The following is an 11,967-nucleotide window of genomic DNA, read 5'->3' as shown; positions in this document are numbered from 1 at the left end:
GGGGGAGAGGGGGGTGGGCCGAAATGCAGAGGCTTAAAAAATGCTCCAAGACGCTTTCCCCAATTTTCCCGACGCTCAACCCACCCCAATGTCACCACCCCGTGACAATCAAAGATCGCTTCGTTACCCGGAGACCTGAATGCCTTGGATAGACTCGGACCATCGCAAGCGCAGACTTGCCTCCAATAACAAGAACAAGGTGCTCCCCATGAATGCGATCCGTCGCCTGTCGGCCGCCATCTGTCTGTCCTCCTTCTGTCTCTCCCCCCTGCTTGCCCACGCCGGTGAAGTCGAAGTGCTGCACTGGTGGACTTCCCCCGGTGAGAAGCGCGCCGCCGAAACCCTGAAGAAACTCGTCGAAGCCAAGGGCCACACCTGGAAGGACTTCGCTGTCGCCGGGGGCGGTGGTGAAGCGGCCATGACCGTGCTCAAGACCCGCGCCGTCTCCGGCAATCCGCCGGCCGCTGCGCAGATCAAGGGGCCGGATATCCAGGAGTGGGGCGAACTGGGCCTGCTCGCCGACCTCAACGACGTTGCCGCCGAAGGCAAGTGGGACCAGCTGCTGCCGCCGCAGGTGGCGCAGATCATGAAGTACAAGGGTGACTACGTGGCCGTGCCGGTCAACGTGCACCGGGTGAACTGGCTGTACATCAACCCGGAAGTCTTCAAGAAGGCCGGCGCCACGCCGCCGACCACCCTAGACGAACTTTTCGCCGCCGCCGACAAGCTCAAGGCCGCCGGCTTCACGCCGCTGGCCCACGGCAGCCAGCCCTGGCAGGACGGCACGCTGTTCGAGAACCTGGTGCTGAGCAAGATGGGCCCGGAAGGCTACCGCAAGGCCTTCGTCGAACTCGACAAGGGCACCCTCACCGGCGCGCAGATGGCTGACGTTTTCGCCGCGCTGAAGAAGCTGCACAGCTATGTCGACGCCGACGCCGCCGGCCGCGAGTGGAACGTCGCCACCGGCATGGTCATCAATGGCAAGGCCGGCATGCAGATCATGGGCGACTGGGCCAAGAGCGAGTTCACCGCCGCCGGCAAGGTGGCGGGCAAGGACTACCAGTGCCTGCCGTTCCCCGGCACGCAGAAGGCTTTCGACTACAACATCGATTCCCTGGTGATGTTCAAGCTGAGCAACGAGGAGAACCGCAAGGCCCAGGAAGACCTGGCGCGTGCGGTGCTCGACCCGTCCTTCCAGAAGGATTTCAGCCTGAACAAGGGTTCGATCCCGGTGCGCCTGGACGTCGACATGACGCCCTTCGACAGCTGCGCCCAGCAGTCGATGAAGGACTTCAAGGCCGCCTCCGCCAGCAACAACCTAGTGCCGAGCATGGCCCACAGCATGGCCGCCTCCAGCTACGTGCAGGGCGCGATCTTCGACGTGGTCACCAACTTCTTCAACGACCCCGCCGCCGACCCGCAGAAGGCCGCGCAGCAACTGGGCGCCGCCATCCAGGCCGCCGCGCAGTAAGTCGCTCGCCGGCCCTGTAACGGGGCCGGCTTTCCTTCCGACAGAACGACTCCGGGTCGCCACGGCAGCCCGGGTGGGCTCACTCATCCTCGAGAAAGCAGATGGCGACCCGATCTCCGACTTTCACTCCTGCCGCCGCGCCCCGCGCTTCGCTGCTCGACGGCCTGCAGGCCTGGCTGCCGAAGCTGGTGCTGGCCCCGAGCATGCTCGTGGTGCTGGTCTGCGTGTACGGCTACATCGGCTGGACGCTGCTGCTGTCCTTCACCAATTCGCGCTTCATGCCGGCCTACAGCTGGGCCGGGCTGACCCAGTACCTGCGCCTGTGGGACAACGACCGCTGGTGGGTGGCGAGCAAGAACCTGCTGCTGTTCGGCGGCCTGTTCATCGGCATCTGCCTGGCGCTCGGGGTGTTCCTCGCAGTGCTGCTGGACCAGCGTATCCGTCGCGAAGGCTTCATCCGCACGGTGTACCTGTACCCCATGGCGCTGTCCATGATCGTCACCGGCACCGCCTGGAAGTGGCTGCTCAACCCGGGCCTCGGGCTGGACAAGCTGCTGCGCGACTGGGGCTGGAGCGGCTTTCGCTTCGACTGGCTGGTGGACCCGGACCGCGTCGTCTACTGCCTGGTGATTGCCGCCGTGTGGCAGGCCTCGGGCTTCGTCATGGCGCTGTTCCTCGCCGGCCTGCGCGGGGTCGACCCGGCCATCGTGCGCGCCGCCCAGGTCGATGGCGCGAGCCTGCCGACCATCTACCTGCGCATCGTCCTGCCGAGCCTGCGCCCGGTGTTCTTCAGTGCGCTGATGATCCTCGCGCACATCGCTATCAAGAGCTTCGACCTGGTCGCTGCGATGACTGCCGGCGGGCCCGGCTACTCCTCGGACCTGCCGGCGATGTTCATGTACGCCCACACCTTCACCCGCGGCCAGATGGGCCTGGGCGCGGCCAGCGCGATGCTGATGCTGGGCGCGGTGCTGGCCATCGTCGTGCCGTACCTGTACTCCGAACTGCGGGGCAAGCGCCATGCATGAATCGACCCTGAAACCGGCGTTCAGCCTGAGCCGCCTCGTGGTCCACGCGACCCTCTGGGGCGCCGTGGCGCTGTACGTGATTCCGCTGCTGGTGATGCTGCTGACCAGTTTCAAGTCGCCCGAAGACATCAGGACCAGCAACCTGCTGGCGCTGCCGGACGTGTTTACCGTGATCGGCTGGGTGAAGGCCTGGGGCGCGGTGGGCGACTACTTCTGGAACTCGGTGAAGATCACCGTGCCGGGCGTGCTGATCTCCACCTTCATCGGCGCCATGAACGGCTACGTGCTGTCGATGTGGCGCTTCCGCGGCTCGCAGCTGTTCTTCGGCGCGCTGCTGTTCGGCTGCTTCCTGCCGTTCCAGGTGATCCTCCTGCCGATGTCCTTCACCCTCGGCAAGCTCGGCCTGGCCAACACCACCACGGGCCTGGTCATGGTGCACTGCATCTACGGCCTGGCCTTCACCACGCTGTTCTTCCGCAACTACTTCGTGGCGATTCCGGATGCGCTGGTGAAGGCCGCGCGCCTGGACGGCGCGGGGTTCTTCACCATTTTCCTACGCATTCTTATGCCCATGTCCACCCCCATCGTGATGGTCTGTCTGATCTGGCAATTCACCCAGATCTGGAATGATTTCCTCTTCGGGGTGGTGTTTGCCAGCGGCGACGCGCAGCCCATCACGGTGGCTCTGAACAACCTGGTGAACATCAGCACGGGCGTGAAGGAATACAACGTCGACATGGCGGCCGCGATGATCGCGGCGCTGCCCACGCTGGTGGTCTACGTACTGGCCGGCAAGTACTTCGTGCGCGGGCTCACCGCCGGCGCCGTCAAAGGTTGAGGTAAGCACCGATGTCCACCCTTGAACTGCACAACCTGCACAAGTCCTATGGCGCGGGCCTGGCGGACACCCTGAAATCGATCAACCTGTCGATCGATTCGGGCGAGTTCCTGATCCTGGTCGGCCCTTCCGGCTGCGGTAAATCCACCCTGATGAACTGCATCGCGGGGCTCGAGAACCTCACCGGCGGCGCCATCCTGGTCGATGGCCAGGACATCAGCGGCATGAGCCCGAAGGATCGCGACATCGCCATGGTGTTCCAGTCCTACGCCCTGTACCCGACCATGAGCGTGCGCGAGAACATCGCCTTCGGCCTGAAGATCCGCAAGCTGCCCAAGGCCGAGATCGACGCCGAGGTGGCTCGGGTATCGAAGCTGCTGCAGATCGAGCACCTGCTCGAGCGCAAGCCCTCGCAGCTCTCCGGCGGCCAGCAGCAACGCGTGGCCATGGGCCGGGCGCTGGCGCGGCGGCCGAAGATCTACCTGTTCGACGAGCCGCTGTCGAATCTCGACGCCAAGCTGCGCGTGGAGATGCGCACCGAGATCAAGCTGATGCACCAGCGCCTGAAGACCACCACGGTCTACGTGACCCACGACCAGATCGAGGCCATGACCCTGGGCGACAAGGTGGCGGTGATGAAGGACGGCATCGTCCAGCAGTTCGGTACGCCGCAGCAGATCTACAACGACCCGGCGAACCTGTTCGTCGCCAGCTTCATCGGCTCGCCGCCGATGAACTTCATCCCGCTCAAGGTGCAGCAGCAGGGCGGCCGGCTGGTCGGCCTGCTGGACAGCGGCCAGGACCGCTGCGAGCTGCCCCTGCAACTGGACGCCGGGCTGGTCGAGGGCCGCGAGCTGATCCTTGGTGTGCGCCCGGAGCAGGTGCAGCTGGCCAGCGACGGCGCCAACGGCCCGAGCGACCTGCGTGCCGAGGTCGAGGTGGTCGAGCCCACGGGGCCGGACACCCTGGTCTTCGTCACGCTCAATGGCGCCAAGGTCTGCTGCCGCCTTGCGCCGGACCAGACGCCGCAGCCGGGTTCGTCCCTGCAGCTGCGCTTCGATCCTGCCCGCGCGCTGCTGTTCGACGCCCAGAGCGGCGAACGCCTGCGCGCCGAGCCGCGCGGTGACGGCGCGAACAAGGTCACGCCGCTGGCGCGACAGAAACATTCCTGAACCAAACGTCGACCCTTCCTGCCTGAAAAACCATGTCAACGAGGACGCTGGAGATGCACAAGAACAACAACAACCGGCCTGCAGCACGAACCCTGGGCTGCCTGCTCGCACTGGGCTGCGTGGGCAACGTCGCCCACGCTGCCGACGCCTTCTCATCCGAGTCCAAGTGGGGGCTCGGCGATTGGGGCGGCAAGCGCACCGAACTGCTGGAGAAGGGCTACGACTTCAAGCTCGACTACGTCGGCGAGGCCGCCAGCAACCTGGGCGGCGGCTACGACCAGCACACCACGGCGCGCTACTCCGATCAGTTCGCCCTCGGCACCCACCTGGACCTGCAGAAGATCCTCGGCTGGGACGCCACCGAGTTCCAGCTGACGGTCACCGAGCGTAGCGGCCGCAACCTCTCCAACGACCGCATCAGCGATCCGCGCGCCGGGCAGTTCAGCTCCGTGCAGGAAGTCTGGGGCCGTGGCCAGACCTGGCGCCTGACGCAGATGTGGATCAAGCAGCAGTACTTCGATGGTGCGCTGGACGTGAAGGTCGGCCGCTTCGGCGAGGGCGAGGACTTCAACAGCTTCCCCTGCGACTTCCAGAACCTGGCCTTCTGCGGCTCGCAGGTGGGCAACTGGGTCGGCGGCATCTGGTACAACTGGCCGGTCAGCCAGTGGGCCGCCCGCGTGAAGTGGAACTTCAACGACCAGTGGTACGCCCAGGTCGGCGCCTACAACCAGAACCCGTCGAACCTGGAGACCGGCAATGGCTTCAAGCTCAACGGCAGCGGCACCAAGGGCACCATCCTGCCGGTGGAGCTGGTGTGGATGCCCAAGGTCGGCGCCCAGCAACTGCCCGGCGAATACCGCCTGGGTTACTACTACAGCACCGCCGAGGCCGACGACGTGTACGACGACGTCAACGGCAACCCGCAGGCGCTCACCGGCGAACCGGCCAAGACCCACAGCGGCAAGCATGGCTGGTGGGTGGTGGCGCAGCAACAGGTCACCGCGCATGACGGGGATACCTCGCGCGGCCTGAGCCTGTTCGCCAATTTCACCGTGCACGACAAGGCCACCAACACCGTCGACAACTACCAGCAGCTCGGCGTGGTCTACAAGGGCCCGTTCGACGCGCGGCCCAAGGACGACATCGGCTTCGGCGTGGCGCGCATCCACGTCAACGACGACGTGCAGGATCGCCAGCGCCTGGTGAACCAGGTCAACGGCATCGACGACTACGACAACCCGCTCTACCAACCCATCCAGGACACCGAGTACAACGCCGAGCTGTACTACGGCGTGCACGTGACCAATTGGCTCACCGTGCGCCCGAACCTGCAGTACATCCGCCATCCGGGCGGGGTGGACGAGGTCAACAATGCCGTGGTGGCCGGCCTGAAGATCCAGTCCAGCTTCTGATTGCTCCCGGTGCGAACCTGGCCCGTCCTTGCGACGGGCCTTTTTTGTCTGCATGGCTGACGAGTCCTGCAGATCAGCGGACTGCTCTTCGTAGGAGCGAGCTTGCTCGCGAATTGCCTGACACCGGCGCTCCGGGATGTTCGCGAGCAAGCTCGCTCCTGCAAAAGCACGAACCCGAAGCGGGGGAACCCATTTTCATTGGCGCTGACGCTGCGCGTGACTAGGCTTTGCGGTTAGAATCGCCGCCTTTTCTGTAAGATGTAGTGAAACTACAGAGATCTTCACGCCCCGGAATGTCCGGGCAGGGATTGGATCAGGACATCCGGACAATGCTCGAGCATCCGCTGCAGCGCTTTTTTCATTCCATGCGGGGCAAGCGCCCCTTCGACTGGGTGCGCTTCCAGCGTCGCGACCTGCTGCTCATCGACCACCCGCAGTGCCAGGCGGTATTCAGCCGCCAGGGCGCGCAACTGCTGCACTTCCAGCCGCGCGGCGCGCGTCCGCTGCTATGGTGCTCCAGCCAGTGGCCGAGCCTGAGCACGGCGCCGATCCGCGGCGGCATCCCGGTCTGCTGGCCGTGGTTCGGCAGCCACCCGGCGGAAGCCGACTGGCCGCAGCACGGCTGGGCGCGCCAGCGCGAGTGGCGCATGCTCGATGCCTGGGCTGACGACAGCAAGGTGGTGGTCAGCTGGCAGCTGGACATCGAGGACTGGCACGTGCGCCTGGAAGCGCGCCTGGGCCAGGACCTGGACATCGAACTTTCCAGCTACCACGAGGATGAGGGCGACTGTCTCTTCAGCTTCGCCCTGCAGCCGTACTGGCGCGTGGGTTCGCTGCGTCGCTCGGTGGTCCACGGCATGGAGCTGGACGGCAAGGCCAGCGGCCTGCCCAACACCTGGGCGCCCCGTGGCGCGGTCAAGCAGGTGCTCTATAACACCGGTTCCCTGGTGCTGGAAGATGCCGGCTGGCAGCGCCGCCTGCGCATCGACAAGAACACCAGCGCCGGCAGCGTCATCTGGCATCCCGGCAGCCGCGCGGTGGAGCAGGTGGAGCCGGGCGAAGCGGAGCGCTTCCTGTGCATCGGCGCCGCCGGCTATCGCGCCGGCGGGCTGATCCTCGCCCAGGGCGAGCGGATGCTGCTGAACCTGCGGGCTGGATTGGTCTGATCGACTGGCCGCCAATGGTTGGCCGAGTTGTAGGAGCGAGGGGGACGCCTGGTTCTTGTTCGCGAACAGCCCGAGCCTCAGAGCCGCCGGGAAATCCGTTCGCGAGCAAGCTCGCTCCTACGAAAAGCAGGCGTGGAGCCGATTTCGCAAGCTCTGCCTTCCTCCGAACGTCTCTGACTGTGTTTTCCCTCTCCCTAACCCTCTCCCTGAAGGGAGAGGGGACTGGCCCGGCATCAAGCCAAGCATCGAACTGGCGGCGGCTCGGATAGCTCCCTCTCCCTTCGGAGCGGGGCGCGCAGCCAGGGCGGGGGAGAGGGTATGCCCCCGCGCGAGGTATCAGTTGAGGGGGGCAGATCACGATCGTGAGGTGAGCGGACAGCCTCACCGAGGCCATCCGCAGGACGAGGGGCGGGCCCTCAGGACGGTTGCTGCGGAGTGCCCAGCAGCGACTTGCCGGTTTTCTTCTGCCGCTTGGCCATGCGTTTTTCGTGCGCGGTTTTCAGCGGCTTCTTCTTCGCTTGCTTCTTCGCGTCGAGACCTTTCATGAGCCTGTCCTCCAACGGGACGCTCTCGGGCCGAGAGCTGACTGCTTCAGCATAGTCCCGCTGGGCCCGGGCGTTCAGCCGGCGGTCAGGCGTTCCAGTTCGCGTCGTACCATGTTGGCGTAGTGCGCAGGGCTCAACCGGTACAGCTCGCCGGCCACCCAGGGCAGCCAGCGGGCGCCGAGCCGGTCGCGTTCGGCCAGCAGGCGCCGGGCTTCGGCCTCGGCGCGCTGGGCGTGTTCCTGGTGGTAATCGGCACGGCTCATGAGCGGGAGTCAGGTCTTGGCGCAGCTCAGGGTCTGCGGGTCGATGGTGATGCTGGCCAGCGGTTTTGCATCGCTGCCGGCGTACTCGTGGGTGACGCTAAGGTGGTGTTCGCGGAAGCGCTGCAGCAGGTCGGGCTGCTGGCAGGTGCTGCCTTCGAGCTGCTTCCTCAGGCCGTTCTCGAACTTGGCGCGGGCACCCAGGTCCATGGCGTCCAGGCGCAGGTTGGAGATGGCGTAGCGGTAATACAGCATCTTCTTCGCCGGGTCGAGCTGCACGCTGTTGAGGGTGGTCACCTTGTCCACCTGGCGCGGCAGGTTGGACTTGGTCACCTGGTCGAAATAGTCCGCCGATTCCTTGAGGAATTTCGCTTCGTCGGGGGAGTCTTCGGCATGGACGGCCAGGCTGGTGAGCAACAGGAAGGGCAGGGCGAGACGGGCAAACGGCATGGGGAGTTCCTGTACGGCTGATGGGAGTGGGGCGATGGTGCAGGTTCATTGGGTGCGACAGCCGTGGCGCTGGCGGGTTCTGCCGGCGTGCGGCAACGGCGCACATGGTCAGTGAGTGTAGAGCACTGCCAGCTGCTGGCCGCTCGCGGGGCGATTCTTTTGCGAGTAGGCTTGCCGCCGTACTTTCTCCCACTTTTCCGCAGGTCCGTAGTCCCGAGATGATCGAACTGACCCAGGTAGACCTTCGCACCGACCCCGCCGCGCAACGCGTGGTGAAGGACGAAACCGTCACCGTCGAATTCGCCCGTGCGGCAGGCGAGCTGATGAGCCTCGAAGGCCCGAATCGCTACTCCGTCGGCGACGCGATCATCAGCGGCGCGACCGGTGAGCGCTGGGTCGTTTCCCGCGAGCGCTTCGATCCGAAATACCGCCCCGCCGACGCTGCACTCGCGCACGGCGAGCCCGGCGCCTATCGCAATATTCCCAGCCCGGTGCTGGCGCGGCGCATGGACGAAGCCTTCACCCTGCTGCGCTCGGCGGGCGGCGACCGGCTCACCGGCGCTGCAGGCGACTGGGTCATGCAGTACGCGCCCGGCGACTATGGCGTGGTGAAGGCCGAGCGCTTCGCCAAGGTCTATCGCCTGGCCGACTGAAGCCGTCCCCGCGCTGGCCTCCACTGCCCGCCAGCGGCTATGGTCCGTCCTGGCGGGCGCTCTGCGCCGCACATTTGTTGCAACTTTGCCGGCTTTGCGCGGGTCCACCCTGCAGCCGCCGGCGGGCGGGATGCTCATGGGAGGACGGTGCGGGATGCGATTCATGGACATGCGCGGGCTCAACCTGGGGCCCTGGAAACTGATCAGCCTGACGGTGAAGGAATTTCTCGACGACGAGATGCCCACCTATGCTGCCGCACTGGCCTACCAGGGGCTGTTCTCGCTGTTCCCGTTCCTGCTGTTCCTCATCGCGCTGCTGGGCTTCCTGCACCTGCCGGAGTTCTTCGACTTCCTCCGCCAGCAGGCCGACTACGTGCTGCCGGCGCAGGCGCTGGAGCAGGTCAACCCGGTGATCGACCAGCTGCAGCAGCGCCAGGGTGGCCTGCTGTCCATCGGTATCGTGGTGGCGCTGTGGTCGTCCTCGGCGGCGGTGCGCTCGCTGATGATCGCGCTCAACGCCGCCTATGACGTGCGCGAGGGCCGCCCGGCCTGGAAGCGCATCCCGCTGTCGCTGTTCTACACCTTCGGCCTGGTGGCCATGCTGATGCTGATTGCCGCGCTGATGATCCTCGGGCCGCAGGTGATGGGCTGGATCGCCGCCAAGGTGGGCCTGGAGGACTTCGTGGTGATCCTCTGGAGCATCCTGCGCTGGCCGGTGATCGTGCTGCTGATGATGATGGCGGTGGCGATCATCTACTACGTCACGCCCAATGTGCAGCAGCGGTTCCGCTTCATCACCCCCGGCTCGGTGCTTGCCGTGGTGCTGTGGATTTCCGCCTCGCTGGGGTTCGGCTACTACGTGAAGAACTTCGCCGACTACAACGCCATGTACGGCAGCGTCGGCGCGATCATCGTGCTGCTGCTGTATTTCTACATCTCATCGGCGGTGTTGCTGCTGGGCGCGGAGCTCAACGCGGTGATCGAACACCATCTGCCCCATGGCAAGGACGAAGGCGAAAAGACCTTCGACCAGGCCGCGCCGGAGCCGGACAGAGGCTAGGGCTGTGCCGGCTGGCCGGCGACGGCCGGCGGCTCGTTGAGCAGGGCGTTGACCAGCGCGGTGGCCTTCTCGAAGGAGGGGTAGCCACTGCGGGCGACATCCAGGCTGCCATAGGCCTGCTGGTAGTGCCGGGCCTTGTCCGGGTCGGCCTGCTCCACCAGGAAGGGCTCGGACCAGATCTTGTAGAGCAGCGCCACGGCATACGGCTGGCCGGCGTCGGCGGCCTTCTCCAGCAGCGGCAGCACCTCGTCCACCTGCGGGCCTTCCTTGATCTTCAGCAGCGCCATGTAGAAGCTCGCTTCGCCGCGCTCGTCCTGCTCCATGGCGCGGCTGAGCAGGGCCTCGGCCAGCTCGTAATTGGCGAGGTCGCCGCTGGCGATCAGCAGCTTCGCCTGCAGCATGTCGTTCTGGTAGAGCAGGCGTTCCTGGCGGCAGGCCTCGCCGCTCAACGGCTCGTCGCAGGGGTTGCCGGCGTTCGTCGAGCAGCCGGCGAGCAGCTGCGACAGGGCGATTGCGGCGAGCAGGTAAGGTGTCTGTGGCTTGCCCATGCAAGTCCCTCGGGGCGGATGTCAGGGTTCGACCGGTCGTTGGTGCGCCGGTTCTGCTTATTGGCCAGAAGCATAGCCGCTGCCGCTCAGAGAGCCTCGAAACCGGGCAGCCGGGGCAGGCGCTCGCTGAGGAAATCGATCAGCGCGCGGGTCCGGGCCGGTAGAAATCGGCGCGAAGGATACAGCAGGCTGGCCTCCTGGGTTGGCCCGCGCCACTCCGGAAGAATGCATTGCAAGGTGCCGTTGGCCAGCAGGTCCGCCACCAGCCAGGCCGGGGTCAGGCCGAAACCGGCGCCGAGGCAGTAGCTCTCGCGGATCGCCAGCGAGCTGTTCACCGTGTAGCGACTGCGCGTGGCGAGGTTCAGCTCGCGGCCGTCGGCGTGGCGCAGCAGCAGGTTCTGACCGGCGTCGAGCCAGGCGAAGCGCAGGTAATCGGCCAGCGGCAGGTCTTCGGGCGTGCCCAGCGCTGGCTGACGGGATATCCAGGCCGGCGAGGCCACCAGATAGCGCGGCGAGCGGGCCAGCGGGCGGGCGATCAATTGCTCCGGCAGTTCGCCGCCCAGGCGCAGGGCGAGATCGATGCCTTCCTCGGCGAGGTCGACGAAGCGGTCGTTGAGCAGCAGTTCCACCTCGACTTCCGGGTGCGACTGCATGAACTCCAGCAGGAGCGCATTCAGCCTCAGTACGCCCAGGCTCACCGGTGCGCTGACCCGCAGGCGGCCACGCACCTGTTCGGTCTCGCCGCGGGCCTGACTGACGCCTTCGCCGTAGCTTTCCAGCGTCTGCCGGGCATGCTCGTAGAAGCGCCGGCCCTGTTCGGTGGGCTGCACGCGGGTGGTACTGCGGATCAGCAGTTGCGCGCCGACCTGGCGCTCCAGCGCCGCCACAGTCTTGCTCACCGTCGGCTGGCTGCTGCCGGACTCGCGGGCCACCGCCGAAAGGCTGCCCAGCTCGACAGCGCGGACGAAACAGTGCAACGCCTTGAGGGTATCCATGTCCTATTCGTTTATCGAATGACGGGTCTGCAAATATGCCGTCTACCGCCTTGATTGGGAATGGCCGAGGCTGCGCCCATCCCATCGTCGATATCGAGGAACGCCATGAAGAACCTGCTGCTCGCCGCCTTGATTACCCTGGCCCTGCCGTTGGCGCAGGCTGAAGAAGGACACTGGCAGGCGACCTGGAGCGCCAGCCCGCAGCGCACCTGGGGCAAGGAAGTGCCCCTGCCGCTGGGTGTGCCGCCGGTGATCGGCAACCATACCCTGCGGCAGACCGTGAAAGTCAGCCTGGGCGGCCAGCGCGTGCGCGTCGTGCTGTCCAACGCCTACGGCAGCCAACCGGTGGCCATCGGCGGCACACCCAGC

Annotated in this window: 13 protein-coding genes and 1 pseudogene; 9 read left to right on the top strand and 5 right to left on the bottom strand. The window is 65.9% G+C overall.

Annotated features, from left to right (window positions below):
* Positions 1-208: 208 nt before the first annotated feature.
* The 6 genes from ACCC94_RS22885 (at position 209) to ACCC94_RS22860 (ending at position 7,087) form a co-directional block, all read left to right on the top strand.
* Entirely contained in the window at positions 209-1,471 is a 1,263-nt protein-coding gene (locus ACCC94_RS22885; protein WP_413351875.1) for an ABC transporter substrate-binding protein, read from the top strand.
* 101 nt (positions 1,472-1,572) lie between these two features.
* Entirely contained in the window at positions 1,573-2,499 is a 927-nt protein-coding gene (locus ACCC94_RS22880; RefSeq protein WP_413351874.1) for a carbohydrate ABC transporter permease, read from the top strand.
* Positions 2,492-3,337, top strand: coding sequence for a carbohydrate ABC transporter permease (locus ACCC94_RS22875; RefSeq protein ID WP_413351873.1), 846 nt, complete (start codon positions 2,492-2,494; stop codon positions 3,335-3,337). The genes ACCC94_RS22880 and ACCC94_RS22875 overlap by 8 nt, the downstream gene beginning before the upstream one ends.
* Positions 3,338-3,348: 11 nt before the next feature.
* Positions 3,349-4,509: an ABC transporter ATP-binding protein gene (locus ACCC94_RS22870; RefSeq protein WP_413351872.1), complete on the top strand. Its 1,161-nt coding sequence runs from the start codon at positions 3,349-3,351 to the stop codon at positions 4,507-4,509.
* 53 nt (positions 4,510-4,562) lie between these two features.
* Positions 4,563-5,921, top strand: coding sequence for a carbohydrate porin (locus ACCC94_RS22865; RefSeq protein ID WP_413351871.1), 1,359 nt, complete (start codon positions 4,563-4,565; stop codon positions 5,919-5,921).
* A gap of 329 nt (positions 5,922-6,250) precedes the next feature.
* Positions 6,251-7,087, top strand: coding sequence for a D-hexose-6-phosphate mutarotase (locus ACCC94_RS22860; protein WP_413351870.1), 837 nt, complete (start codon positions 6,251-6,253; stop codon positions 7,085-7,087).
* Between the two features lie 416 nt (positions 7,088-7,503).
* Here the strand turns inward: ACCC94_RS22860 and ACCC94_RS22855 are convergent, their stop codons facing one another.
* The 3 genes from ACCC94_RS22855 to ACCC94_RS22845 all read right to left on the bottom strand — a co-directional run bounded on the left by ACCC94_RS22855 (position 7,504) and on the right by ACCC94_RS22845 (position 8,342).
* Entirely contained in the window at positions 7,504-7,632 is a 129-nt protein-coding gene (locus tag ACCC94_RS22855) for a hypothetical protein (protein ID WP_017516671.1), read from the bottom strand.
* 74 nt (positions 7,633-7,706) lie between these two features.
* The gene (locus tag ACCC94_RS22850; protein WP_413351869.1) at positions 7,707-7,895 is read right to left on the bottom strand and encodes a hypothetical protein; all 189 of its coding nucleotides are present in this window, start codon (positions 7,893-7,895) and stop codon (positions 7,707-7,709) included.
* 9 nt (positions 7,896-7,904) lie between these two features.
* Positions 7,905-8,342 carry a hypothetical protein gene (locus ACCC94_RS22845; RefSeq protein ID WP_413351868.1) on the bottom strand — a complete coding sequence of 146 codons (438 nt, stop codon included), beginning with the start codon at positions 8,340-8,342 and terminating at the stop codon, positions 7,905-7,907.
* A 218-nt stretch (positions 8,343-8,560) separates the two neighbouring features.
* On the opposite strand from ACCC94_RS22845, the gene ACCC94_RS22840 reads away from it, so the two are divergent.
* Together ACCC94_RS22840 and ACCC94_RS22835 are read left to right on the top strand one after the other, a co-directional pair.
* Entirely contained in the window at positions 8,561-8,995 is a 435-nt protein-coding gene (locus tag ACCC94_RS22840) for a PGDYG domain-containing protein (RefSeq protein WP_413351867.1), read from the top strand.
* A 154-nt stretch (positions 8,996-9,149) separates the two neighbouring features.
* Positions 9,150-10,055 carry a YihY/virulence factor BrkB family protein gene (locus ACCC94_RS22835; protein ID WP_413351866.1) on the top strand — a complete coding sequence of 302 codons (906 nt, stop codon included), beginning with the start codon at positions 9,150-9,152 and terminating at the stop codon, positions 10,053-10,055.
* Here the strand turns inward: ACCC94_RS22835 and ACCC94_RS22830 are convergent.
* Positions 10,052-10,603 (bottom strand): hypothetical protein, encoded by a 552-nt coding sequence (locus ACCC94_RS22830; RefSeq protein WP_413351865.1) that lies wholly within the window; start codon positions 10,601-10,603, stop codon positions 10,052-10,054. The genes ACCC94_RS22835 and ACCC94_RS22830 overlap by 4 nt on opposite strands.
* 86 nt (positions 10,604-10,689) lie before the next feature.
* Complete coding sequence (locus ACCC94_RS22825; RefSeq protein WP_413351864.1) at positions 10,690-11,598, bottom strand: LysR substrate-binding domain-containing protein; 909 nt, start codon at positions 11,596-11,598, stop codon at positions 10,690-10,692.
* Between the two features lie 105 nt (positions 11,599-11,703).
* Between ACCC94_RS22825 and ACCC94_RS22820 the strand changes: the two are divergent.
* A pseudogene (locus ACCC94_RS22820) lies at positions 11,704-11,967 on the top strand (SGNH/GDSL hydrolase family protein); the annotation flags it as partial.

Source organism: Pseudomonas sp. Pseusp97, assembly GCF_047304025.1.
GTDB lineage: Bacteria > Pseudomonadota > Gammaproteobacteria > Pseudomonadales > Pseudomonadaceae > Pseudomonas.
This window is presented reverse-complemented; position numbering and strand designations above follow the sequence as displayed.